The organism is Acaryochloris marina MBIC11017 (assembly GCF_000018105.1).
Lineage (GTDB): Bacteria > Cyanobacteriota > Cyanobacteriia > Thermosynechococcales > Thermosynechococcaceae > Acaryochloris > Acaryochloris marina.
Window position 1 is genome coordinate 1803481 of the sequence record NC_009925.1, and the last position, 25681, is coordinate 1829161.

At 48.0% G+C, this 25681-nt stretch carries 22 protein-coding genes and 1 tRNA gene; 7 read left to right on the top strand and 16 right to left on the bottom strand.

The genetic code is table 11. The features are described from left to right. Positions 1 to 55: 55 nt before the first annotated feature. The 7 genes from AM1_RS08110 to AM1_RS08135 form a co-directional block, all read right to left on the bottom strand. The gene (locus AM1_RS08110) at positions 56 to 616 is read right to left on the bottom strand and encodes a (2Fe-2S) ferredoxin domain-containing protein (RefSeq protein WP_012162343.1); all 561 of its coding nucleotides are present in this window, start codon (positions 614 to 616) and stop codon (positions 56 to 58) included. A gap of 49 nt (positions 617 to 665) precedes the next feature. Further along, positions 666 to 1007, bottom strand: coding sequence for a hypothetical protein (locus AM1_RS08115; RefSeq protein WP_049783708.1), 342 nt, complete (start codon positions 1005 to 1007; stop codon positions 666 to 668). Next, positions 913 to 1155, bottom strand: coding sequence for an Asr1405/Asl0597 family protein (locus AM1_RS44405; protein ID WP_012162345.1), 243 nt, complete (start codon positions 1153 to 1155; stop codon positions 913 to 915). Before AM1_RS44405 ends, AM1_RS08115 begins: the two co-directional genes overlap by 95 nt. After that, positions 1110 to 1694: a hypothetical protein gene (locus AM1_RS08120; RefSeq protein WP_041659381.1), complete on the bottom strand. Its 585-nt coding sequence runs from the start codon at positions 1692 to 1694 to the stop codon at positions 1110 to 1112. The genes AM1_RS44405 and AM1_RS08120 overlap by 46 nt, the downstream gene beginning before the upstream one ends. A gap of 415 nt (positions 1695 to 2109) precedes the next feature. Further along, positions 2110 to 2829 carry a DevA family ABC transporter ATP-binding protein gene (locus tag AM1_RS08125; RefSeq protein ID WP_012162347.1) on the bottom strand — a complete coding sequence of 240 codons (720 nt, stop codon included), beginning with the start codon at positions 2827 to 2829 and terminating at the stop codon, positions 2110 to 2112. A gap of 2 nt (positions 2830 to 2831) precedes the next feature. Next, positions 2832 to 3986 (bottom strand): ABC transporter permease DevC, encoded by a 1155-nt coding sequence (devC, locus tag AM1_RS08130; RefSeq protein ID WP_012162348.1) that lies wholly within the window; start codon positions 3984 to 3986, stop codon positions 2832 to 2834. A 9-nt stretch (positions 3987 to 3995) separates the two neighbouring features. Continuing rightward, positions 3996 to 5180, bottom strand: a complete 1185-nt coding sequence (locus tag AM1_RS08135; RefSeq protein ID WP_012162349.1) for an HlyD family efflux transporter periplasmic adaptor subunit — start codon at positions 5178 to 5180, stop codon at positions 3996 to 3998. A 218-nt stretch (positions 5181 to 5398) separates the two neighbouring features. On the opposite strand from AM1_RS08135, the gene AM1_RS08145 reads away from it, so the two are divergent. Together AM1_RS08145 and AM1_RS08150 are read left to right on the top strand one after the other, a co-directional pair. Beyond that, positions 5399 to 5797: a pentapeptide repeat-containing protein gene (locus AM1_RS08145; RefSeq protein WP_238549192.1), complete on the top strand. Its 399-nt coding sequence runs from the start codon at positions 5399 to 5401 to the stop codon at positions 5795 to 5797. A gap of 158 nt (positions 5798 to 5955) precedes the next feature. Then, positions 5956 to 6345 carry a hypothetical protein gene (locus tag AM1_RS08150; RefSeq protein ID WP_010468019.1) on the top strand — a complete coding sequence of 130 codons (390 nt, stop codon included), beginning with the start codon at positions 5956 to 5958 and terminating at the stop codon, positions 6343 to 6345. A gap of 2 nt (positions 6346 to 6347) precedes the next feature. On the opposite strand, the gene AM1_RS08155 is transcribed toward AM1_RS08150, so the two are convergent. The 3 genes from AM1_RS08155 to AM1_RS08165 all read right to left on the bottom strand — a co-directional run bounded on the left by AM1_RS08155 (position 6348) and on the right by AM1_RS08165 (position 9353). After that, positions 6348 to 7697 (bottom strand): GTP-binding protein, encoded by a 1350-nt coding sequence (locus tag AM1_RS08155; protein ID WP_063710517.1) that lies wholly within the window; start codon positions 7695 to 7697, stop codon positions 6348 to 6350. Between the two features lie 4 nt (positions 7698 to 7701). Continuing rightward, complete coding sequence (locus tag AM1_RS08160) at positions 7702 to 9150, bottom strand: YcjF family protein (RefSeq protein WP_012162352.1); 1449 nt, start codon at positions 9148 to 9150, stop codon at positions 7702 to 7704. 126 nt (positions 9151 to 9276) lie between these two features. After that, positions 9277 to 9353, bottom strand: a tRNA-Met gene (locus tag AM1_RS08165). 374 nt (positions 9354 to 9727) lie between these two features. Between AM1_RS08165 and AM1_RS08170 the strand changes: the two genes are divergently transcribed. Continuing rightward, on the top strand, positions 9728 to 11443 hold the full coding sequence (locus AM1_RS08170) for a SulP family inorganic anion transporter (protein ID WP_012162354.1): 1716 nt from the start codon (positions 9728 to 9730) through the stop codon (positions 11441 to 11443). Between the two features lie 87 nt (positions 11444 to 11530). Here the strand turns inward: AM1_RS08170 and rpoD are convergent, their stop codons facing one another. The 3 genes from rpoD to dacB all read right to left on the bottom strand — a co-directional run bounded on the left by rpoD (position 11531) and on the right by dacB (position 17129). Beyond that, entirely contained in the window at positions 11531 to 12646 is a 1116-nt protein-coding gene (gene rpoD, locus AM1_RS08175) for an RNA polymerase sigma factor RpoD (RefSeq protein ID WP_010468027.1), read from the bottom strand. 635 nt (positions 12647 to 13281) lie between these two features. Beyond that, positions 13282 to 15666, bottom strand: a complete 2385-nt coding sequence (locus AM1_RS08180) for a heavy metal translocating P-type ATPase (RefSeq protein WP_012162356.1) — start codon at positions 15664 to 15666, stop codon at positions 13282 to 13284. Further along, on the bottom strand, positions 15663 to 17129 hold the full coding sequence (gene dacB, locus AM1_RS08185; protein ID WP_012162357.1) for a D-alanyl-D-alanine carboxypeptidase/D-alanyl-D-alanine endopeptidase: 1467 nt from the start codon (positions 17127 to 17129) through the stop codon (positions 15663 to 15665). The genes AM1_RS08180 and dacB overlap by 4 nt, the downstream gene beginning before the upstream one ends. 146 nt (positions 17130 to 17275) lie before the next feature. Between dacB and AM1_RS08190 the strand changes: the two genes are divergently transcribed. The 3 genes from AM1_RS08190 (at position 17276) to ypfJ (ending at position 21512) form a co-directional block, all read left to right on the top strand. After that, a complete protein-coding gene (locus AM1_RS08190; RefSeq protein WP_012162358.1) occupies positions 17276 to 18865 on the top strand; it encodes a bifunctional aminoglycoside phosphotransferase/ATP-binding protein in 1590 nt (529 codons plus the stop codon). Between the two features lie 137 nt (positions 18866 to 19002). Next, positions 19003 to 20508, top strand: coding sequence for a pentapeptide repeat-containing protein (locus AM1_RS08195; protein WP_012162359.1), 1506 nt, complete (start codon positions 19003 to 19005; stop codon positions 20506 to 20508). A 149-nt stretch (positions 20509 to 20657) separates the two neighbouring features. Then, complete coding sequence (ypfJ, locus tag AM1_RS08200; RefSeq protein WP_012162360.1) at positions 20658 to 21512, top strand: KPN_02809 family neutral zinc metallopeptidase; 855 nt, start codon at positions 20658 to 20660, stop codon at positions 21510 to 21512. A 25-nt stretch (positions 21513 to 21537) separates the two neighbouring features. On the opposite strand, the gene AM1_RS08205 is transcribed toward ypfJ, so the two are convergent. Continuing rightward, the gene (locus AM1_RS08205; RefSeq protein WP_012162361.1) at positions 21538 to 22029 is read right to left on the bottom strand and encodes a hypothetical protein; all 492 of its coding nucleotides are present in this window, start codon (positions 22027 to 22029) and stop codon (positions 21538 to 21540) included. Positions 22030 to 22419: 390 nt separating this feature from the next. Between AM1_RS08205 and AM1_RS08210 the strand changes: the two genes are divergently transcribed. Further along, the gene (locus tag AM1_RS08210) at positions 22420 to 23349 is read left to right on the top strand and encodes an FHA domain-containing protein (RefSeq protein ID WP_012162362.1); all 930 of its coding nucleotides are present in this window, start codon (positions 22420 to 22422) and stop codon (positions 23347 to 23349) included. Here AM1_RS08210 and AM1_RS08215 read toward each other — a convergent pair. Then, the gene (locus AM1_RS08215; protein WP_049783710.1) at positions 23314 to 24636 is read right to left on the bottom strand and encodes an ATP-binding protein; all 1323 of its coding nucleotides are present in this window, start codon (positions 24634 to 24636) and stop codon (positions 23314 to 23316) included. The two genes, AM1_RS08210 and AM1_RS08215, sit on opposite strands and share 36 nt — an antisense overlap. 90 nt (positions 24637 to 24726) lie before the next feature. Beyond that, positions 24727 to 25611 carry a prephenate dehydratase gene (pheA, locus tag AM1_RS08220; RefSeq protein ID WP_012162364.1) on the bottom strand — a complete coding sequence of 295 codons (885 nt, stop codon included), beginning with the start codon at positions 25609 to 25611 and terminating at the stop codon, positions 24727 to 24729. Positions 25612 to 25681 lie beyond the last annotated feature (70 nt).

Sequence of the window (25681 nt, forward strand, 5' to 3'; positions counted from 1 at the left end):
CATTATCAAATTTTCTTCACTTGAGAAGAAACTTAACCACATTCACCCATATACTTCAAAAATGCTGCTGAAGGATGTGGGTGATGTTCTTGGGCTTAACCCTGGTGTAGCGAGTCTTATCTGGTAAGACAACCAGATTGGGTCCAGCCTTACATTTGCCCACACAACCCATGGGCTGTAATTGGATCTCTTTATCCCGACCTGATGTTTGCAAAGCCGTATTCAAGGCGGTTAAAACTTTTCGGCTGCCGCGTTTACGACAACTCGATTTCTGACAAATCCTAATTTTGCCTTTCTGCACATTACCAATAGCATGAGGACTTGGCTCAATATCGTCGCTGGAAGAACTACCGGGCAGAGCAGGCATGATTGATTTAGCTTTCAGTTTGACCTTGCCCGTTTTGGTATTGACTTTCTGACAACCCTGAATTTGGATCCATGTTCCAGGTTGCAGGATGTCAGCACAGGCTGGCCGTAGGGCTTTAGATAGCTTGATATATTGCTCTCCTCGGGAGGTCGCCAATCGAATACCTTTAACGTTACATCCCTTAGACAAAACATAAGTTAGAAATCGACCACTAAGGGTGAAATCAGTTTTCTTTGTATGCTTACCCATGAAATTTAATTTGAACTGCGTATTTCTAATAAAGCTGCCAATCAATCCCCTACAGACGGTGCTGCTCTTGCAAAGACTTCCATAGATAATCAGGGATATCTGGAGATGGGCAAGTCATCATGGCAATATTGGACAACTCACTTTTGCAATAGTGAAGCCCTACTTTTGCACTACCATCCAGAACGCTTTGGTATGGACTCTGGGCTGTGTTGGCCCTACCAATAAAGAAGTCGATCCACCCCTCCTGTTCTTGTCGAATACAGGGTAGTACTTTTGTGGTAGACCGTTTGTTCTTTTCAACTCCAGCACTGTTCCAGCCATTCCACCAATTCTGTCCTCGAAGCAACAAATTGCTGGAGGACACTGTAAGCTTGAGCGGCTTCCAAATCATTATTTATCTCCACTCGCAACTGCCCATCTGAAGAACACCATGCCTTGAGAGAAAGCTCTTGTAACCGCCGTTGGACTTGCCGATGGTCCCCAGGGCACACTCTCACAATGAGTGATTCAATCGTGGACTGATATCCAGATGGGCGCATCCATAACCTCCAAACGGTCTGATAGCGGAGTAACGAACTTGAAACAAACGATCCCCTCTTAGCAAAACAGTCACGTCTAAGTGACACGACCTAACAACTGCCATCCATCTAATAGATCGATCAGACAGAAAACTTTTGTGAGTGGTTAACGCCACACTCTCAGATAGATTGCGAGCGGCGGACAGATCAAAATCAGCGGCTAGGACAGCTTGAGATCGCAACCTCAATCCCCTCTGCATCAAGCGCTCCGTAAACCGATCGCCAATAGACAACTGAGTTAGGCGTCTCAAGTGAGCTAGAACAATCACTGTAAATGCGGGTAAACAGTCCCGAACTGAGGGCAGAATGCCTTCCAAAGCTAGCTTTTGCTGTTTAAGATCAGCGTCTGTGCCAACAGGGCAGGTCATACAGCGTTCAGAAGAGATCAATAGAGCACCTTCTTCCCCCGTAACAACCACCACCAGTTTGGCATCCTGTAAATGGGTCAGACTTGATCCCTCTCTTTCGCTTTGTCGGCTCACAATTGGCAACACTGACATACTGAATCTTTGTTCAGGTGGGGCAATCAATTGAAAATTGATATCAATTAATCCCTATCAGAAAATTAGCAGAGAATAAACTTTACTGCAACTTATTTGCAACAAAGTCGTCACCATACATGGCAAGGTAGTGCAAAATAGCTAGAAAAAAAGCAATCAGTCTGCTTAAAACCTTTGGCTAGAGAAGACCTAGTCTGCCCTTCCGTCATTTCAATCATCTATAACGTTTCATCCTAATTACATATTATTGATGAATATTCCTATAAGAAATAGTTGTACTATTTTGAAGCAAAATATGTTGTCTGGTAAAAAATTTCATTAACTAGCCCGCTCTCCAAGATTCAGTCTCACCCGATCTTCAGAACCGAAACGGAGTCAATCAATCTTTATTAGATGTGGAAAAATTGGATTCGGATTAAGGGCTTACGGGTGCGGGTAAACCAAAAGCCTGATCTTGGGTACTGAGCCGACCATCTTCCATATGAATCAGTCGATCAGCCACATCTAAAACCCGGTTGTCATGGGTGACCATGAGGATAGTACAGCCTTGCTGCTTAGCCAGACGTTGCATCAGCTCCACCACATCTCGCCCCGATTGCTTATCGAGGGAAGCCGTCGGCTCATCGGCCAAAACAATTTTGGGATGGCTCACGAGAGCACGTGCGATCGCAACCCGTTGCTTTTGCCCCCCCGATAATTCTTGGGGATAGTAATTGGCCCATTCTGCTAACCCAACTTCAGCCAACATATCGATGGATCGCTGATAAGCCACTTTCTTATCAATCTCAACATGCAAATCTAAGGCCATTTGCACATTCTGGCGGGCTGTCAGGGACTGGAGCAGATTATGAGCCTGAAAAATATAGCCAATATAGCGACGAACCTTGACCAACTCACGGGTGTTGGCCTCTCTCAGCTGTTGGTTAAAGACCTGCAAGCTGCCCGTTTGAGTTGATCGAAGCGCACCAATCAAAGTCAGCAGAGTTGTTTTGCCTGAGCCTGAAGGGCCAGACATAATCACAACTTCTCCAGGATAAATCTCGACATCAATATCAAACAGAACTTGCTTGCGCAGTCTACCCCTACCAAAAAAGTGGCTGACCTGATGAATAGCAATGACTGGAGAAACGCCCATATCTAAAAAATATCCGCCGGATCAGCGGCTTGAACCCGGCGCATCGCAATGACTCCTGATATAACGCACATCATTAACGTCAACACAAATACCGTCATCACTCGATCGACTGTCATAAACATGGGCAAAGAAGTACCGTCACGCACCAGCTTATAGAGCCCTAAGCAGAGAGCAAACCCCGGAATAAATCCTAATACGGCCAGAATAAACGCTTCTTGCAAGACAACGGAATAGAGAAATCGGCTTTTGTATCCCATGGCTTTCAAAGTGGCATACTCAGCCAAATGATCAGACACATCGGTATAAAGGATTTGGTACACAATCACCATGCCCACAATAAATCCCATCATGGTCCCTAGGGTAAAAATAAAGCCAATGGTGGTACTCGTTTCCCAATACTCTCGCTCAAAGCGGACAAACCCTTGTTTAGACAGCACTAGGACATCATCAGGCAACGTTTTTTTCAGAGTAGACATGACTGAACTGACATCTACTCCAGGCTCGACATTGATCAGACCGATATCAATTAACCCTAAGGTGCGCTCAGGAAATAGCCGCAGTAAATTGACATCGCTCGTAATCAAATTGCCATCGGCGGAAAAAGAGGCACCTAATTGAAATAGCCCCTTAACGGTCACTTTCCGACCTGATACTTCTGTGGATACGATTTCCCCCTTTTTGAACTGTTCCGTAATAGGACCATATTCAGGTCGGGAATTTTCATCAAAGAGTACGACATCTGGCAATTTGATTTGGTTCAGATATTCTGCCACCCCGGGTAATGAAAAGACGGCCTGATTAGGGTTAAAGCCGATAATCAGAATCTGGCGGGTCTTGCGAGTTTCAGGATTTCGCCAAAATCCGAAATCCAAGTAGAGGGGCGTCACCGACTCAACCCCATCTACACCAGCCGCTTGATAGAGCCGCCGACGGCTAAAATTCTTAATAGCAAATAAGGTGGTGGTTTGAGGGTTGATCAAGACAATATCAGTCTTGAGATTGACGTGAAAGTTAACGGCAGCAGTAAACAGGGCTTCTTGAAAACCCAGCTGCATCATCATCAATATCACGGCAAACCCAATGCCTGCCAACGCTACAAATAACCGTACTTTTTCTCGGGCTAGCTGTAACCATGCGAGGGGGATAGCCAGCAACATTTTCGCCGCCTAACTTTCAGTTTGAATCGCCACATTCACTTGTAGGTTGGTCAATCCGGAAACGGCAATACTATTGTGAAGACGCACCTTAACTTCCACCACGCGAGAATCAGTATTCGCTGCCGGATCTGTCCCCACTACGTCATTCTTTCCAATTTTTAAACCAATTTTGTCGACAGTTCCCTCGATCTCACCTTTAATGACGGGACTATTAATCTTGGCAAGCTGGCCAATTTGGATCTGATTGATATCCGTTTCATACACTTCAGCCACAACATACATTTGCCGGGTATTGCCCATTTCCACAATCCCTTTTTGAACCTCACTACCAGAAGTAGAGACAGCGGGGATGGCCTCGCCTTGGCGAATATGGACTTTTAAAATTTGCCCTGCATTGGGAGCACGAATAATCGTACGGGTCATGCGAGCCTTAGCCAGCTCAAGGTTACTTTTGGCAGACGCTAAGTCGATTTGAGCTTGCGATCGCAACGTCCCTACTTTAGTTCGATTAATTTGAGCTCTGGCGTTATTGCTATTGGTTTGTAGCTCTTCTTGCAGCATCGCCAACGTTGCGATCGCATTATTGAGCTGCTGCTGTTTACTACGAAAAGAGAGAAAACGATCATCTAGTTCTTGCTTAGAGACCGCCCCTGCCTTTTGTAAAAACTCATACCTCTTCAGGGTAATCTTGGCTTGTTCATACTCCACCTTAGATTGCTTGACTAAGGCATCTTGAGCCGCAATTTCTCTCATCTTAGGCGTTTCCGCTTGATTCCGGCGCGTTCTTGCTTCTTGTCCTTGAGCTTTACCTAATTCACGCTCTGCAATAAATCGGTTTTGGGCTTCGAGTAAGCGGCTAGCAGCCAATTTAACTTCAGCTTGCCGCTCAGGGTAGCTTTCTAAAAAGGCAATCGTTTCACCCTTCTCTAGCTGTTGACCTTCTTTCACTAATAGTTGAAGAACTCTTTCCCCAGTAGGACCACCAACTTGAAGGACCTGCCCTGCAGGTTCAATGCGACCAAGAGCAGAAATAGCGCTGGATTTCTCAGAAGCGGACTTTGAATCGTTATTAGCGGGGTTGGGTTGCTGCTGAAAAGCTTGGAAAACACCAACCCCTCCGAACCCCAGAGCTAAAACAACGGCTCCAGAGATCATCCATTTACCAGATGACTTTAGAAAGGGTTTATCGCCCACACTGATGGCTCAATTCAACACCTCCCAATTGTAAAGAATTTTTCCCCAATAATCTGTTTTCATTCTCTTAAATTAAATATCTTTACCCAGGCAAAATTCGATTTTGATAGATACTAGAACGTGACAAACCTTTTTCTCATCCTCATTCTTGTACCTAGCTGTACAAACACTTTCGTCTTTGTCCCGTAGAATGCGGAATATGCATTCTATGTAACTCAATGAAACCTTTTCTCCTTGGTGTGGCTCTATTTTCAACCCTTTGGGTTTGTCCAATGGCCCAGGCAGAAAATCCTGAGCATCTCAAACGACTCATGAAATCGCGATCTTGCCCTAACTGTGATTTACAGGGTGCCGATTTATCTGCCATGAATTTGCGCAAGGCTAATCTATCGGGCGCTAACCTGACAGGCGCCAATCTTAATTTGGCCGACCTCACCGCCGCTAACTTATCAAACGCTATTTTGACCGGAACAAGCTTAGCTTGGACCACCTTTACCGATGCCAATTTACAGGGGGCAAACCTGTCCCAGGCTAATTTCGCAGGCGGAGAAAGACTGGGTCAAGCATTAAGTTTTGAAAAAGCAACCTTGCCGGATGGAACGATTGCTTTTCCATAAGTTCAGTAAAACTATAAGCTTTCAGTAAAGGGGGCTTTTCTCCTCATCCTATACTTTAGTTCAGCATCACTATTCTTTATCAAGGTTCAGTGGGCACTTTATAAAGTAGGCATTTCTGCCGGATAGGATAACTAGCCCTTTAGTGTGTGGGGTGTGTGATGAAACGAATAAATCTTTTAGGGTTGATATTACCCGTTCAACTGATGGCTGCTCCCGCTTTTGCAGCTAAAACCTGTAGTCCTTATCGAGTCAATTATGAAAGCGCCATCTCCCAGGGATTGATTACTCGACCGTCATTAGTAAACAATGCCGGGCAATCCTGGAATTTATTTCAAGTGGCCATGCGACGGAACGATCGCATCGAGGCAGCATCGCGAGCCGCTCAATATCTCGTAATCTTGTCTGAGTACGCAGGAACCCGCCAAGCAAATCAGGCTCGGCATAATATTGAGCAAGAAATGGTGGGCTACTACCAACAGCCTGTAGAAGTGGCAATGCCCATGTTCGAAGTCATTCTTGAGAACAGTCCAGATTGTCTCAAGCAATAGACCTACGTCAGTTGATCAGATAACTCTTGCCGCAGGCGATAAAGCACCATCTGTGGCTGTAATTGCTTGATAATATTTTGGATTAAGGTACTAGAGCCCAAGGGTCCCCAAGAATAGCCATTGAATAAATAGGCTTGTGTTTGTTGCCCCACCCGCTTCGCTCCATATAGACTCACCCCGCCTTGAAGGAGTCCTGTGCCCACCCAAGGTAGCCATCCGAGAGATATATGCCCCACCCAACTAGACAGGGTTGGCGTACTCATCTCTACCAAAATCAAGCTGGCAAAACTCAGCGAGATTTGGCCCCAAAGTTGATTCACCTGATGCCGATGGGTGGGGAGGCGATAGAGTTTGACGAGGGTGCCAATCAAGAGCAAATCTGCTAGAAGGCCAATAGCAGCATCGAGGAATAACAGGGGGCAAACCGCAATTAGAGCTGCCTTTAAGCGGGCATACTGACCAATACAGGCTTTGCCTGAGGGTGCCTCATAGGTCTGTACATGTTCGGCAATATCGCGCTCTACCCTTTGGACTTGTAGCAGCGTATTTAAGACTAACAGTGTACGACCTTCTTTTTGTATCAATTGGAGCAACGTCGATCGCAACGATTCAATATTAGCCCGTGGCGTTTCCCAATCATGGGTCGTTCGACCATCTGGCCATTCGACCCGAATTTCTACAGGCGCTGGAGCCGCAGAGGTCAGTAAAATATCTTCCGGGGTGAGCACTTTTTGTAATGGCTCTGCCAATCGCTCATAGACTCCGGTCGCATCTAAATCAGGATAAAGGTCGGCCTTATTCACCACGATCAAAAGAGGACGGCCTGATTGTCGTAAGGCTTTGAGGGAATCTAGTTCTAAGGCAGTGGGAGGCCCCGCCGTGATAAATAGAATCAGATCGGCCGCTTTGGCAATTTCCTGAGCCATGTGTGCTCGCCCCTGTCCCTCAATTTCATCGAGACCAGGAGTATCAATCAGTTCAATTTGTAAGGTAGATAGCCCCTGAGCTACCACCGGTGACCAACGAACTGAACGAGGCCATTGGGTCTCACCATTCAGGGGGCCTACAGGGAAAATAGGCTCATCAAAAAGGGCATTCAGAACAGCCGACTTCCCCCGACTCACAAATCCAAACGTCGCAATTTGAAAGATCCCTTGGTTAAGCTTCAAGCTTAAGCTGGATAGGGAGCCAAGCTGATTTTGCAGCTCCGTTTGCAGGGGAACCGGAAACGTCTCAACTTGCTGAATAACGTTCTGGATACTGAGATGAGCACGCTGGTAAACGGTCACTGGCTCACTAGCCAGGATATTCTCCCTAGGTGCAGTCTGACTGTCCGGCGGGGACTGAGCCACGGGTTTAGGATGCAGGGGCTTCTAACAGTCCACCTTGACGGCGGAAACGACCAATGGATTGCTGCGTAAAGTCTTTAAGCGCATCCACTTTCTGATGTTCTTGAAAGACCTTGGCCACAATCTGCTTCAGCTTTTCAGGATCCCAATTCGATTCAGGAGCCGCTACAGCCAGGTCACTGAGTTCTTGGAAGTGCTCTAGCAAACTCAGCCCTGCAATGCGGGTCAAATGGGCGGTACTCACCCCTTGGACCAGTCCTCCAGCGACAAAGGTAAAGTGATGACCTTTGAGTAAAGAACTCAGGGCCTGGGTCGAGACTTCGACTAAGCCGAGTTTAAGCATGGCCGTCGCTAAGGTACTCGCAACGGCTTGAGCCTGGGCCAAAGAAAACTTTAGACGATACAAAGAACCCAGTTCCATAACCATTTTGGCGCTGATCGCGGCTGCAGCCAACATATCCAAGGTAGGGACTGGATTAGCAAACGCAGTCGCCCCTGTAATCCACTGATAACGCTCAATGATGGGAGTAGCAAGCTGACGGCGGACACCATTCAGTTCCCCTTGCACTTGGGTGCGCAAAGCGACAGTCTGCTGATAGGTCTGAAACAAGATCAGCTGTCCCTTCTCAGCTGCCAGCACTTGATCCAGGCGCTGGGTCAAGCCTGACACATCTGGCTGGGGTCGCTCTAACTCTTCTTGACAGGAGCCATCCTCGCTGTAGCGGCGAACCTTAACCGCTTGGGGATAGGCAGAAGTTGTCACAATATCTGACTCTGATAGCCAAGGCTGCAACCGTTGCTGCAATTTCTGTTGCAAAATTAAGCGCTGAGTTGGCAGGTATTGATCCTGCTTGTTAAGAACGACTAAGACTCGCTGTTTATGAGCCTGCAATGTTTGCAAGCATTGGTACTCGGAATCTGTTAAGTCCCCTTGAATGACATAAAGGATCAGATCCGCAGCCATCACAGGTGGAGAGATTTCTAAGGTCGCTGAATGAGATAGGGAGCCTATTTCATGAAGGACACAAGCTTCTTTGGAGGCCTGGTAGCGAGTTTGTAGTAGCTCCATCAAAGTGGATTTACCGACACCCGGTGCGCCCGTTACCAAAAGGCGAGGTTCCTGTCGATGCAAGTCGATGAGATCAAGCTGCTCCTTGAAGGCTGCAGATTGAGGAGTCGGTTCTGCAAGGGTTTCTAACTGCTCAATCAACGACGCGCTAGTGGCCACTGTCTTTTCGACAATGGGTCGAGTCATTTGGGTTGCATCTAGGTCTGGGACTTGGCGTTTCAACCCTGGGAAAAATTTGAGACTAACGGCCAAGCTACCCAGGCCAACAACCATCCCCGCTGTTAGGAATTCAGAAAATCCGTGATTACCACCGGGGATCAAGAACCAAATGCATAAGACAAGGGTGCCAGCACCCCAAAAAATCCGTTGTGATGATTGAGCAGACATAGACTTGAGATCCTCAACAATCTTGACATCCCGTCCTCGCCATTCTCGCAGATTGCTAGGAAAAATGTCAGGACTTTTAAAAAAAGAATACCCCAGAGATCGTTATCTCTGGGGCACCCTAAGCACTGGTGGCGGGGCACGGATTTGAACCATGGACCTTCGGGTTATGAGCCCGACGAGCTACCAGACTGCTCTACCCCGCGTCGCGAAACCTAAGTATAGACATCAATGAGTACACTTGGCAACTTTTATCTACAGATTATCGATCGATTTCTATCTCTACAAGGATATTAAGGCCCTAAATGGGTTGAGCAAACTGCCAAGTGCTAGGAGCCTAGCTGAGTTAAGAAGCGCTCAGCAAGCTGTGTATATTCATCTTTCAATCCATATACAGCCACGCACCCCGCGATGTTTAAGAATGTGATAGACAAACATTTTTGATTTTTTTTTCACAACTCTATTAAGTTCAATGAATACTCACGTTTTAAGTCACGATTGCTAGGGAGTTGACCTTCTCTTCCATGAACTTGGGCTTATAATCTTACACACCCAAGAATTAAATACAGGCTCCGCGTAAATGGCAATAGCTCAGTATAGGTTGGTCAATCACCTACACTTTCGCAACTTTAGAGGCGATCTGCTAGGTGGAATGACCGCCGCAATTGTTGCATTACCCTTAGCCCTAGCTTTTGGGGTCTCTGCTACTGCAGATGTTCCAACTAACTCCGGTGCTATCGCTGGGTTATATGGTGCCATTAGCGTCGGTTTTTTTGCATCCCTATGTGGGGGAACCCCTTCACAAATTTCAGGCCCCACTGGCCCCATGTCTGTCGTCATGGCGACCATTTTTGCAGCCTTGATGAAGGAGGATCCTGACGCCGGACTAGCAATGGCCTTCACGGTCGTGATGATGGCGGGCCTGTTCCAAATCTTATTTGGGGTCTTGCGGTTAGGGAAGTACATCACCTTAATGCCCTACACCGTGATTTCGGGCTTTATGTCGGGTGTGGGTTTAATCATCATCACGATTCAAATTGCGCCGTTACTAGGACATAAAGCCTCTTCTAAAGTCGTCAATGCAATTCAACAGCTTCCAGGCGTATTAACGGATATTGATCCAGTCGCCCTTGGCTTAGGCTTGCTCACCCTAGCGATTGTATTTGCCGCCCCACCAAGATTGAATCGGATTCTGCCTGCACCACTGATCGCATTGGTGGTCTGCACTTCAATTTCGGTTTATGGCTTTCCTGATAGTGGTATTCCAGTCATTGGACATATCCCTGCTGGGTTGCCCGAGCCGCATATGCCGGTGTTCCAAATCAAACATGCCAAAACCATGCTGGGCTACAGTGTGATGCTGGCCATGTTGGGGTCCATCGACTCCCTCCTCACTTCTTTAGTGGCTGATAACATAACCCATACCCAACATGATTCTGATCGAGAATTGATCGGCCAAGGACTAGGCAATCTTATGGCTGGGTTCATGGGCGGATTGCCTGGGGCGGGGGCAACGATGCGGACGGTGATTAATGCCAAGTCAGGCGGTCAAACGCCTTTATCCGGCATTATTCATGCCGTTGTTCTGGCTGTTATTGTCATCGGCGCATCCCCAATGACTGAACCTATTCCCAATGCCGTTTTAGCTGGGATTTTGATTAAAGTCGGCATTGATATTATTGACTGGAGTTTTCTCAAACGGGCTCACCGGCTGTCTTTAAAGGGAGCTGGAATTATGTATCTCGTCATGTTTCTGACAGTGTTTGTAGATCTCGTCACTGCAGTGGCCGTTGGTGCTTTTCTAGCAAATCTGTTGACGATTAAGAGTCTTACTGATTTACAAGTCCAAACCATGCGGACAATTACAGGCCCCACTGATGACCAGCAAATGAGTCAGGAAGAGAAAGATATTATTGCCAAAGCCCATGGCCAAATTCTGCTCTTTTTCTTTAGTGGACCCATGAGTTTTGGCGCTGCCAAGTCTATCTCTCAACGGCTGTCTATCGTTAAAGCCTATAAAGTCCTGATTTTAGACATGAGTGATGTGACCCGGGTGGGGATTACGGCTTCTTTAGCCATCGAGAATATTCTCAAGGATGCTGAGAACACGGGGAAAGTGGTGTTTTTAGTCGGTGTGCATGGGCAGGTCGCGGAGCGTTTGCATCGAATTGAATCCATCCATACTCTCCCCAAAGATAGTTGGTTTAATCGTCGATTAGATGCCCTGAATGAAGCGGCCGCTCTACTCTATGTCCCCCTATCTCGCAGTCGGCTGCCTAAAGAAAAGGAAGTCTAGCTGTTTAATTGATCATAATGTTGTCATGAGAAAGAGGCTGCCATTTGAAGAACAGCAGCCTCTTTCTTGATGGATGAATGATTGAAACTAGCGGATATACTCTTTCAAAACACTATTGCGGTTAGGATGGCGCAACTTGCGCAAAGCCTTGGCTTCAATTTGGCGAATCCGCTCACGGGTAACATTGAAGATCTGGCCAATTTCTTCTAGGGTCTTCATTCGACCATCATCTAGGCCGTAGCGTAACTTCAACACATCACGCTCACGAGGGCTGAGGGTATCTAGAACCGTTTCTAGATCTTCTCGAAGTAAGCTCTTGGATACCTGATCCTCAGGCGTCTCACCATCGGACTCGATAAAGTCACCTAAGCGGGAGTCTTCTTCTTTACCAATGGGGGTTTCTAAAGAGATGGGTAATTGGGCGGACTTGGCGATGAAACGCAGCTTCTCGATGGTCATTTCCATGCGAGTGGCAATTTCTTCTTCCGTAGGCTTGCGACCCATTTCTTGGGACAGCAATTTTGTGGTTTTCTTAATGCGAGAAATAGTTTCGTACAGGTGCACGGGGAGGCGAATCGTGCGGGATTGATCCGCGATCGCACGGGTGATCGCCTGACGAATCCACCAGGTAGCATAGGTGGAAAACTTGTATCCTTTCTCGTGGTCAAACTTTTCAGCGGCCCGGATCAAACCCAGGCTACCCTCTTGAATCAAGTCCTGGAAAGACAGGCCCCGATTCATATATTTCTTAGCGATGGATACGACTAATCGGAGGTTGGACTGGACCATCTTGTCTTTAGCTCTGCGGCCTGCATGCAGACGATGGCGGAAACGGTTAAGGGGCATATCCACTTCTAATGCCCACTCTTGAAGCTGAGGCTCACGCTCTAGTCGATCAAACAGATCGTCATAAATGCGCTCTAGCTCTAGCAAGTCTGCAATTTTACGAGCCAGTTCAATCTCTTCATCAGCTCGGAGTAATCGAATTCTACCGATTTCTTGTAGATACAGCCGGATGGAATCTTCCGTGTAATGCTTCTTCTTGGATTGACCGCGTCGACGGGCAGTACGAGCTTTTGTCGTTTTCCCACCTTCGCCAGCTTGGTTATCCTCACTAGTGCTACTGGCAGCATCCTCAACCAGATTATCTAAATCATTAGCCGGAGCTTGGATAGCTTCTAGTACATTATTGGCTTGGGTCATGCCGGATTCCTCAATACTCCCTAATTAAGACGATAGGAGAACCATTTTTTACTCACTACAACCGAATCTAACAAATTCAGTTAGGGATGTGGATCTAGATGCCAAATCAGCCTACCTCAACAGTATATGCAAGGCAATTCAAAGCCTGAGCAAAAGACAAAACGCAGTCCTGCATTGGGCTTTGGCCGTTCAACTATTGCTAAACCTCCACGATTGTAGCCTTTCTCACAAAAATTGGGGGAGTCTACAACGACTTCCACCGCAATTATGACTTAAACCTTTCAAAACGACATCCCTTGCCCTATTTTCCAGAATGCGTTATGGAACCCATGGCAAGCCCCCCACCGTCGTTTGAGCTTTATATCTCTTAGTAGAGCATTTATTGATGTGGATCACCACAACCCAGTGATCTAATTCACTGTGGCCTTAACAGGCCGTGCCCCTGAGAGCGCTAGATGTAGCGTATAGAAGTGGGTCAAATTCACTAGATTTAGGGATTGATGGGTTAATCTATCGTCGAAAAAGCCTCAGGGTGAAAATAGCAAAACTTAACTTTACTTGAAGTATATTAAGATTTCTTAATTGTTGTGGTAGAGATTTGCTTAGCTCATCCAAACACTAGAATTTGAAATGTGTCAGTGAGAACTATATTTTGCCTGCAGGGAAAGCCGCCTTAACTGCAGAGAATTCGTCACGACACTGACAGAGCTGAATGCCATCAGAGCTGCTGACGAAGCAGGACTCAGCAAAATTCCAAATTTAGGGAGAAGGATTCCTGCCGCGATGGGCAGCCCTATGAGGTTATAAATCAATGCCCAAAACAGATTCTGCTGAATTTTGCGAAAAGTTGCTCGACTCAGGCGTAAAACGTCTACCAGGCGATATAGAGGATTAGCATCTCCAGACATCAGGATAATTTGGGCCGTTTCTATGGCCACATCTGTCCCCCCACTAAGAGAAATGCCCACATCAGCCTGGGCCAAAGCAGGCGCATCATTAATCCCATCTCCAACCATGCCGACTTGATGGCCTTGTGCTTGCAGGTCGGCAATGACTGCCGCTTTATCCCCAGGGGTCACACCAGCCCGCACTGCCGTTGGATCTAACCCCAGTTCTTGGGCCACGATATGGGCTGTCTCAGCTTGATCACCTGTCAGCATCTGTATCCGCAAACCCAGGCCTTTGAGATCTTTCAGGGTTTGGGCTGCATCAGATCTCAAAGTGTCTTGAACGGCCACCCCCCCGACATAGGTCTGGTCAGTAGCCAAATGAATCAGCGTCTTACCCGCTTGGGCCAGATGATGGCCCTGGTGCTGATCCTGGGGTGGAATCACAATGCCGCAGTCTTGTAGCCATTGTGCAGAACCCAAGCGAATAAAAGTCCCCTCCAACTGGCCTTTAATGCCACATCCAGGCACCGTCTCTAAGGCAGTTGCTGAGGCGTAAGCAAGATCCTGAGCATCAGCCTGTTCCACAATCGCAGTGGCCAGGGGATGACGACTGCCTTTTTCCAGACTGGCTGCTAACTGCAAAACGGTCTGGGATGAGAGATGATCTCCCACCGGGAGCGCTGGCAAACCTTCGGACACCCAATAATCTGTGACCTGGGGATGGCCTGTGGTGAGGGTACCCGTTTTATCAAAAATGAGGGTATCGAGACGATCCACTTGCTCTAATACATCTCCTCCTCGAATTAACAGGCCTCGCTCCGCCCCCAAGCTCGTTCCAACCAAAATGGCCGTGGGAGTTGCCAAACCCAATGCACAGGGACAGGCGATGACGAGAACGGCAATCGCCAGCTTGAGTCCCAGTAGAATGCCAGCAGATCGGGGGGCCATCTCTGCCATACCGACATCTGGGCTATGCATCATCGGTAGGGTGCCTGAGGCTAAAACGTCAGGCCAAAGATGAACACCAATCCCTACCCAAAACAGAAAAGTCAGAGTTGCGATCGCAAGGACGCCATAGGTGAAATATCCAGCCACTCGATCCGCAAATTGTTGAATCGGGGCTTTTCGGGTTTGGGCCGTTTCCACCAGATCAATAATTTGAGCAAGGGTCGTTTGTTGGCCGGTGCGGGTGGCTTCAATCGTAATCAGGGCCGATTGGTTTAGCGTACCTGCCACCACTTCATCGCCAGACGCTTTCGGGACAGGCATTGCTTCCCCCGTTAACATAGCCTCATCTACCAAGGTGCTTCCCTCTAGAACCCGACCATCTACAGGGAATTTATCGCCTGGTAAGACCTGCAACCAAGCGCCAATCTGGACATCTCGAACTGGAATATCTACCGTTCGGTCTGGCTGAGTCTCTGGATTGGGGAGCCATCGAGCCACCATCGGTTGCAGGGCGAGGAGCTTCTCTAATGAAGCTTTAGTCCGTCCCCTAGCCTGAGCTTCTAGGGCACGTCCCAGCAGAATCAGCCCCACAATCATCACCGGAGCATCGAAAAAGCAGTCCCAATATAATTGGGGCCAAACCACTGCCACGACGCTGGCTAGATAGGCCGTGATGCTACCTAAGCTAATCAGAGTGTTCATATTGGGGCGATTTTGCCACAGCCCCTGCCAGCCTTCTTGCAGAATAGGACGTCCAGGTCCGAGCAAGGCGAGGGTTGCTAATCCCCAGTGAAATTGGATACTGGTGAGCCAAGGCAAGGTGAAGCCAGGGATATGCCCCAAATGCCCTACCCCCGACAGTACGACCAGTACCGTCGCGAGTACTAGAGGTTGAATTTCTTTGAGGGGTTGTGGCGGCAGGGGTTCAGCCTCTTCTTCTCGGTTCTGAATATGGCTGGGGAATCCTGCGATGGTTAAGACCTGCGCTAAGCTAGCTGGCTCAATCTCTTGGGGAACATATTCAATTGCGGCTTGTTCCATGACTAGATTGACCACCGCTGTGGCCACACCAGGCTGTTGCTGCAGGCGTTTTTCCACGGCCTGGACGCATCCTGCGCATTTCATACCGGAAACCGCGAGAACCACCTGTTGGGTGGAGGGGGGAGGCGATAGAGAAGTCATCCGTTTCTACCCTGACAAGATTGCCAACGATTGATTGATAACAGCATGGCATCCATAGCTTGCCGCCGTTTGCTGCTCGATTGATTGTATTGATTAAACATCAGACTAAACAGTACCGGTGAAGATTGAGGGTGTTGGAGGTAGCCCGTTAAGGTCGACACCCCGCGCATCCCCCCACTTTTACTCCAGAGGGCTGAGGGTGAATTTTGCCCAATAGAGTCTTTAGGTAAAGACGTCTGAAAGGTAGAGGCGTGGGGAGATTTGAGAATGCCATTTAAAGTTTGAGTTAGGGCCAGGGGGCTGACCAAGTTTTGTCGAGATAAACCAGAGCCATCGGCCACTGCATAGGTGGACGCATTGACCCCTAGTTGGGTGAGAGTTTGTTTTAAAGCCTTTAAACCTTGCTGATGGGTATTTTGTGAAGTTTGCTTTTGGGCTGCCCCCAAGGCTTTGACTAGAGCTTCTGCGTAAAGATTATTGCTCTCTTGGTTCGTAATTTTAATCAGCGTTGTCAGAGGCGACGATTGGATCTGCGTGAGGCGCTGTTCTGATTTGCCTTTTAAAGCAGCATTGCGTTCTTGAGGGGTCGATAGAAGTGATAATCGCCCTACTTTAATCTGTTGAGCCGCCAAGATGGCCCGAAATCGCTTGAGTAAAAACCAGCCTGGATCAATAACGGCTACGGCAGAGCGATCGTGAGGGGCACCGGCTCGCAGCTGTCCTGTAATCTCAATTTCTAAAGTATTTCCCTTGAGGCGGCGGACAATTTCTATATATTCTGGGGCATTTTGAGCTACGGTGCGGGTGCGATTGATCTGTCGCCATGGGCCAATGGGGTGAGGAGAAAGCCATTCGACGCGGAGGGGCTGGCCTAGTGCTTGGGGCCAGATTTTTAGCTCATAGGCATTTTGATTGAGGATCAGGCTATTAACGGGAGCGCCATAGCCCGCCTGCAGATCTTCCCATTCCCAGGACGGAACGATGCCTGGCCCCTGAAAATAGGTGTCATCTCCCAGGAGATGGTTGATTTGGCGGATGCCTTTTTGTTTAAGTTGGGTGGCGATTTGCTGTAGCTGCTGATCAGAAAGGGTGGGGTCGCCTCGACCTACGATGCGTAAATGGTCAAGAGCAGGACCTGTCCCAGAACCATAAATATCGGTCTGAATCCGAAATTGAGGACCTAGCCGAGTCAGTGCCGCGGCTGTCGTCATCACCTTGGTGGTAGACGCGGGCAGGAAATAGCGCTGGGCGTCCTTGGTGTAAAGCGGTTGGGAGGCTTGAAGGGGTTGAACGGCGATCCCTAAACGAGCTTGAGTGAAGAGGGGTTGGGATGCGATCTCATCCATGTCTCGCTGCAGTTGTGCCACGCATTGGGGCTTCAGGGATGGGGCACCTTGGGCGGCGACGGACATACTTAGCAGCCCAACGACCAAGCCACCCTTAATAACATTGTCCCCAGACATTCCATGCTCTCCTGATGATAGGAGCCAGCTTAACGTGAATTGAGAAGGGGTTATTCAGCCTTCAGACCGACTTTAGGATTGATGTCTTCAATCCCTTTCTGCAAATGCCTCCCACTACAATAGAAGTAGGACAACCTTAGGGAATCATGGATGCTGCCTTACCCCTCCTCGTTCAGCGGATGCTGCAGCCGGACTTCTATCCCCATCCGGTTCAGACCCCAGTGCAGCTTTTACAAACCCATATTTCCTATGTGTTCTTGACGGGAGAGTTTGCTTACAAAGTTAAAAAGCCGACCCAGTTTGGACGGCTAGACTTTTCCAACCTGGAACAACGAGCCTATTTCTGTCAAGAGGAATTGCGCTTGAATCGCCGTCTGTCTCCTGGACTCTATTTGGCCGTTCTGCCGATTTATGGGAACGACGGAGACTACTACCTCAAACGGCCTCCTGAGCCTGGCGCTGAAATTGTAGACTATGCCCTACAAATGCGGCAGTTCGACCAAGAGGGCTTGTTTAGCCATCTCTTAAACCAAGGCCAATTAACAGCAGCTAATATGCAGCAATTGGGGCAAAGCGTAGCTCGCTTTCATGCCACTGCGGAGACCAGTCCCGAAATTCAGGCCAATGGCACCCTAGAATCCCTGCAAGCCATTGATGAAGAGAACTACACTCTCACCCAAGCCTTTATGGGTAAGTCCCAAACCAAAGAGCAGTGGCAACAGACCCGGCGGTTTACCCAGCAATTTTGGCAAGATCATCAAGATTGGCTGCAACAGCGCCAAGACAAAATTCGAGACTGCCATGGCGATTTACATCTTAATAATGTGTGTTTGCATCAGGATCGAATTCAAATCTTTGATTGCATCGAATTTTGCCGGGAATTTCGCCATATTGATGTGATGTATGACGTGGCATTTATGGTGATGGATTTAGACTTTCTCCATCGAAAGGATCTCGCCAATGTCTTTTTGAATACATATTTGGAAAAGACCGGGGATTATGAAGGCGCTTTGTTGTTACCCGCTTACTTGAGTATGCGGGCAACGATTCGCGGAAATGTTAATAGCATGACCGCCCAGAATATAGCCACTTCAGACTACCGTTCTTCGCAGAAACTTTACTGGCAAAACGCTAAAGAGTACTTTGCTTTAGCCCATCAATACACTCAACCTCGACAGGGACAGATTATCCTCATGTCTGGCTTGTCAGGATCGGGAAAAAGCACGGTCGCGCATCGTCTAGCGCCGCACCTCAATGCCATCCATATTCGTTCAGATGCAGTGCGAAAACACCTAGCGGGCATTTCTTTAGATGAATCGGGAGCTGGGCCGGACTCTATTTACACCCCAGCCATGACCCAACGGACCTATCAACGCTTAAGGGAACTGGGAATATCCCTGGCACAAATGGGATGGACTGTGATTTTAGACGCCAAGTACGATCGGGTGCAGCTCCGTGAGCAGGTGTTGACTCAGGCGGAGTTGGCCCAAATCCCAGTGCAGATTTTGTTCTGTACAGCCCCGGTAGCTGAGTTGCGATCGCGCCTCCAAAACCGCCGAGGAGACATTTCAGATGCCACACCAGACCTGTTGGTCCACCAAAAACAAACATTCCAAGCTTTTACGACGGCAGAAAAGCCAAAGGTGACTCAATTCGAGACTCAACAAGATTTGGATGCTCAATTAACATCTTTTTGCCAGCGTCTCGCCAAAAGGGATAATGTCAGGTTAATCTGAGGGCAGAAGATGGAAAAAAAGATTATAGTTCAGTCAGAGTGTAAATCATTATTTGGCACTGACCGGCCTGGCTATTGCATATCTAAAGGCGGGGGGGAAACGCTCGAGTGCAGTAAATAAAAAGGACGATTATCCCTGTGGCAAACACGGCCCACCTCCGACTCATAAAACGCGGAGTTAAACATTGGAATAACTGGCGCAAAGACAAGTTTTCCGATCAACCCGATTTATCTGAAGCTGATCTCAGTGGGTTAGACCTACGAGGAGCCAATCTGATTGGCGCAGACTTGAACCATGCGAATTTAACGGGTGCAGATCTAAGTGGGGCCTATTTAAGTGTTGCCAATTTATCCCATGCTTATCTCAGTGAAGCCAAACTGACAGGTGCAAATCTTGGCAAAGCCAATCTAGAAGCGGTGGATCTCAGCTTTGCCAACCTCGAACAATCTATTCTTATAGAAACTCGGCTAGCAAGAGCATTGCTTGTCGAAGCCAACTTAACCCAGGCTGTTCTCAATTTTGCAGATTTAAGCCGCACCAACTTAAGTAAGGCAAATCTCCGTAAAGCACATCTGATCAAAGCAATTCTGCTAGAAGCAAACTTAAGTGATGTCAACCTAAAAGGCGCGAATCTCAATCGAGCCCTATTAAGTGAGGCAGATTTAACCCGGGCCAATTTAAGCAACATTAACCTCAGCAAAGCAGACCTCAGTTTTGCCCGGTTAATTGAAGCCGATCTACATGGTGCCAATCTGAACGGTATTATCCTGATTGAGGCCAACTTGCGAGGTGCCAATCTACAGGGCAGCACCCTGAAAAAAGGCCAACTCTGTCGGGCTAATTTAGGCGCCGTCGATTTAAGCAATGCGGATATCAAAAGCACCAATCTCAGTGATAGTGATTTAATTAACGCCAATCTCAGTAAAGCGCTACTTGTTGACACCAACCTGAGTGATGCCCAACTGGCAGGGGCTAATTGCCACAAAGCCAGCTTTCTCCATGCCAATCTCAATAAAGCGAATTTATGTGAGACCAACTTAACGGCAGCGGATTTGAGAGAGGCAGATTTACGCAAGGCCGATCTGACCCGGAGCCAAATTCAGGCGGCCAACCTATCCATGACCAACTTGACAGCAGCCTGCCTGGAAGAAGTGGGCTTAAACCGCAGTACCAAGTTTGACCATACGATTTGTGAGCATGTCTACTTAAAAAGGCATGAGCAAGACCGTCAGCCCAGCCACGGTAAATTTCTGGCTGGCGAACTCGCACAACTACTATGGACCAGCTCTGAAACCATTAACCTTAACTTTCATAACGGGGTCAATTGGGCGGCCTTTGCCAATTCTTTGAAACGAATCCAACGGACCTATCCCCAAGCCCAAATGGGTATTCAATGTATTGAACATAAAGGCAATGGAGTCATTCTGGTGAAGGTTCATACGGCTCCGAATGTGGACCAAGAAAAGGTGCATAAGGAATTGATGCTGGCCTACGTCAACACCCGCCGCCAAATGAATCAAGATCAAAAAGATCAGGGGATGGGTAAGGTCACCACCCAAGAATCTTTGCAATTACAAAATCCCCAAGACATCATCAATAACTTGTTTGACTTACTCAATCCAGCCGTCAGTACTCTGCCCTAAATATCCGCTCTAGTCACGAAGGAATGGGGCAAGTCTGGGGATTGATCCCCATGAATGGAAATTTGGCTTAATTATTTTAGTCTTTGGCAAAAAATTACCTAGGATTATTGCACGCAGGGAGCGACATTTAAATCCGGAGGAAATTTGTCATGCGCTGGAAAATGGGCCGAAGAAGCACTAATGTTGAGGATCGGCGGGGTGGTTCTTCAATGCCAACGGCGGCAGGAGGCGGACTAGGTATCCTGGTGATCACCCTAGTTGCGGCCTTTTTTGGTATCGACCCGAGCTTAATTTTAGATCAGGCCAACCAGTTTGATAATCCCCCGACCACCTCAGCGCCAGATAGGCGACCTGCGGCTGAAAATGAGCTAGCCGACTTCGTCTCTGTCGTACTTGCTGATACGGAAGACACTTGGGAGACCTTGTTTCGCCAAGGTGGGCAAACTTACCGAAAACCCAAGCTGGTGTTATTTTCCGGTCAGACATCGTCTGCCTGCGGACTAGGGAAAGCGGCGATGGGGCCTTTCTATTGCCCTGCGGATCAGAAAGTCTATATCGATCTGAGCTTTTATAAAGACCTCAAAGAAAGGCACCAGGCTCCAGGTGATTTCGCCCAAGCTTATGTGATTGCTCACGAGGTGGGACACCATGTCCAAACTCTACTGGGCGTTTCTCGTAAAGTCTATGAGTTAAGAAGCCGGGTTAGCAAAGTAGAAGGCAATCAGCTTTCCGTGCGCCAAGAACTCCAAGCAGATTGCTTTGCTGGGATTTGGGCACATCATGCCAATCGAACCCGCCAAATTTTGGAACAAGGCGATATAGAAGAAGCTTTGAATGCAGCGAGTAGTATTGGCGATGATCGCTTACAGCAGCAAGCGGGCGGCCGTGTAACCCCCGAGTCTTTTACCCATGGGAGTTCTGCCCAGCGCGTGAAATGGTTCAAGGTGGGCTTGCAAACTGGGAGTCTCAAAGATTGTGACACCTTCGCGACGCGCAACCTCTAAAGAAAACCTGATGGACGCCTGAACTTTAAGCCGCATGTCCCCACCGAGGCGTTAAATTATGCACTTTAGGCGGGGAAGCTTTGCTAGAAGTCACTTCATAAAGTTTAGGAATTTCTTTACTGTTGTACACTCGGAATTCTTTCTGAATCGTTGTTTCAACAGCGCGAACCGCTTGATTCAGTACAACTGAACCGTCAGCATCGGAAATGGAACGATGAAACGTTCCCGGTGGAATCCTTAATATTTCCTTACCTGCTTCTAGTCTGACAATATGAAATGACTTTTCCCATTGAAAATTGACAAGATAGAAGGTGCGACCACCGGATAGCGCTAATAAATTATCTTCTTGATTGGGGTGCAAGTAAAACTGCCAAAAATCATCGGCAGTATTGTGAGGGCTAATCGCTGGACCCTCGTGATAAACCAAATCTCGAGCATTAGATGCAGGAATGGTGATATCGAAAAAACGAACCTTAGGTGTATCTCGAAACCTCTCGTAGGAGATGAGCTCAAACATAGATTTAAAATATTGCTTCAATACAGAATGCGATTAGAAAAAGAAAAATTAATGCGAAAAAATTGATTCTTCCTGTTCGGGAAAAACCAATTCGCTTTCTTTACATATATTTACGCTTTTGTGGCTATCAGAAAGTAGCTAATTACACAATTCATGAATTGCATCAATAGCATTGCTTTATTGAAAATTATGCATAATCATTCAATATCCTCCTGAATGAGGCGCATGTCTGCATGTGGAGGTTTCTTTCGGGCTTGTTGAGTCAACTGGCATGAACCGAATAGCAGAAGTTTGCCGTTCCATAAGAATTTTATGGCTAGACGTTCAGTCAAAGGCTTGACTTGCCCATACTAAGTACAGTGTTTACTCAGACTTAGGATTGGATGTAGTGTGATTGCCACCTCCTTCGAGATACCTCAATTATTGATTCAGATGGGGAGCAACTGCGAACCCTTTGAACTTCAATCCGGTTTGGAGTGGACGGTGGGACGCCATCCCAGTAATCCGATTCAACTCGGCGATCGCTGTGCATCTCGGCAGCATGCCAAATTAGTGCGGTTGCAAGATCATCACTACTGCTATGTCGATCTCAATAGCCGGAACGGCTCTAAACTGCGCGGTCGTTCGATCAAATCCCCCGTTCTGCTACAGAATGGAGATCGCATCAAGATTGGCGATACTTACCTAATTTTTCAAGATATTCCCACCCATCGGACGACGGGCAATGGTACACCGGACAAAGCCCAGGTCTTACTTCTACAGGCAGATGCACTCCAAGGAAAAATCTGGCAAACGGTGTTGCAATCCCAAACCATAGACAGCTATTGGGAATCAGCTGACATTGACCTCAAAGCTTACCTACCGCGACGCGTAGCCTCCGGTTCCCTCCCACAATTACTCGTCCTTGATACTCACATTCTCGGCGATCAAACCTATGAGGTTTGCGCCTGGTGCGCTCAAACCTTTCCCCAGCTCAAGATTATTGTCAATAACAGCCAGGAACGCCAAATCCTGATGTCAGAACGGCAAAAGGCAGCACAGGCCGGCTGTTTAAACTGGTTCCCCGCCTTCCGAGAACCCAAGTTGATCGATAATATCGCCGGAATTGTAGTGCAGGCTAACGGGGTCATGAATATCCTGGGCGGTACCCTCCGTCAAGACAAGTTATTCACAGCTTTAAAGTCCTTTGAAAAACTACTGGGCGAAGTAGCAACCCTGCAGCCACCCCCTAAACCCGTTGCCCCCTCGCAACCCTCTCCTGCGGCAGCTGACCAAAACGGAGACCTAACTCAGGTCACCCATGTCAGTCGCAAGGGCTAATTCAGCTTGTAGAAAGTCAATAAATTGACGAGCCGTGCGGCCAGATCGGCCATTATGGCGGGTTGCCCATTGCAACGCCCGAAATTTGAGATCTTCTGCGCTGAGAGCTAATTTCGCTTGGCCCGAAAGATGGAACACCATTTTGAGATAGGTCTCTTGATTAGCAGGGGTGAAAGTGAGGGTAAGACCAAAGCGATCGCTAAGGGATAATTTTTCTTGAACCGTATCCCAGGAATGGATTTCATCGCTGTCCTGTGGGCGCGGACGATCATCAAAGAACTCCCGAATCAAATGCCGGCGATTGGACGTGGCATAGACAATCACATTGTCAGGTCTAGCTGCCACGTTTCCTTCTAGAACCACTTTTAAGGCTTTATAACTCTCTTCGTCTTCCTCAAACGAGAGGTCATCCACGAAAATAATGAACTTTTGGGGACAGTTCTGGATCTGGGCCAAGATCTGCGGTAACTCAATCAGGGCAGATTTACGAACTTCAATTAAACGTAAGCCCCGATTGCCATAGAGCGGTAATAGGGCTTTAATTAGGGCTGATTTACCAGCCCCTCGACTGCCATAGAGCAAGATATTCAGGGCAGGATACCCTCGGAGTAGTGCTTCGGTATTTTTCAGAAGCTGGTCTCGCTGATCTTCATATCCCACTAGCGCATCCATCGCAATCCCATCCGGGTAGCGATGACCTTGGAGTTGACCTTCATGCCAACTAAAGGCCCGATATTGAGCCATCAGTCCACAGCCGACTTGGCGATGATACTCTGCTAACGCAGGCAAGGCTTCTGCCCAATGGTCGTACTCTTGCAAAAATGACACGGTCTGAGCAGTATCTGTTTGAGTGGTGCTGGGTAACGGTGGTAAAGCAGGTCCCCCCAATTGGTCAATGGCTTGGGTAAGGTCTTCTGGGCTCCACTGCCAGAGTTGCTGTAGAGTCTTCAAATCGTATCGGACGGCCTCTAGGAGTTCAGCAGGAAGTTGCTCTAGGGGGTGATGCTGAACTTGCAAGGTGAAGGGGTTGTCGGAGTCCGACATTCGTTTTAATAAGTAATCCGGCCAGCTGTGTTGAGTCGCTGATAAGGCCTTAAATAACTGTCCGTAGGCCCAAAGTACCTGAGATAAATCCGGCTCAGGCTGCTGCAGGACATTTAGAACGGATAAAAATGCTTGCCCTACTTCATCTTCCCAAACGGAGGAATAGAGTAACAAGGACGCTGCCTGCTGCTCAAGGATCACCCATAGAGATTCAGGAGAGGTATTTGGCCGATCAGATCCCAAAATATGCCCCGGAAAGAGTACTGCTTCAGTTTATTTCACAACTGGCGTGCAGTTTTACCACCAAACTCATTGGCTAGTTGATGGTATCTTCTATGGCCCAACGGTCCCCACCACTTGCACCAGGGGATAACTGCCAAATACTTTCAGCACTTCAGTGTGAGAGGTTAACTCATCTAAAGCAGATTGAAAAAAGCTGGTATTTAAGTCCGCCTCTGCATCCACAAAAAAGACATATTCTCCTAAGGAGCGTTTGCTGGGACGAGACTCAATCCGACTGAGATTAATATGTCGGTCATTGAAAATCTTTAGGGGCTGCAACAACGCACCGGGAACATTTGCTGGCAAGCTAAAGGCTAAAGATGTATATACCGGGCTACCCTCTGGAGCCGTAACGGGATAAGGTGTCTCTTTTTGGCTCACAATCCAAAATCGGGTGCAGTTATCGGGATGATCTTGGATGGACCGCTGAATCACCGGCAGTTGGTACAGCTGAGCCGCTCGTTCTGAGGAGATCGCTGCAATTGAACCGTCCTCATCCACATAATTAAGGGCCTCTGTCGTTGAGCTGGCAGGCACCAAGGTCGCTTGGGGTAAGTTATGTTTCAGCCAGGTCTGGCATTGTCCGAGGGCTTGCGGGTGAGAATAGACCGCTTGAATCGACTGCAATTGTTGCGCTTTGGCAATCAAGACATGCTCAATGGATAACACTAAAGCTTGCCGAATTTGCAGCATTTCCAGCTGCCAGACGGTATCTAAGGTAACGGAGACACTGCCTTCAATGGAGTTCTCGACTGGGGAAACAGAAAGTTTAGTATCGCCAGCAGCGGTCGATTGCAGCGCTTGGGCAATGCTGGGACAGGGACAGAGGATGGGGATCGGCTGTTGCGTAAGATTAGCGTACCAATCCGCATATGCGATCGCAGCTTGTTCTGCATAGGTTCCTGCAGGCCCCAGGTGGGCAATGGAAAGCGACATAAACATCCCTGATCATTACAGACAGTTTATCTGGGTTTGTGAAAGTTCATCTGAGGAATCTACCCACGAA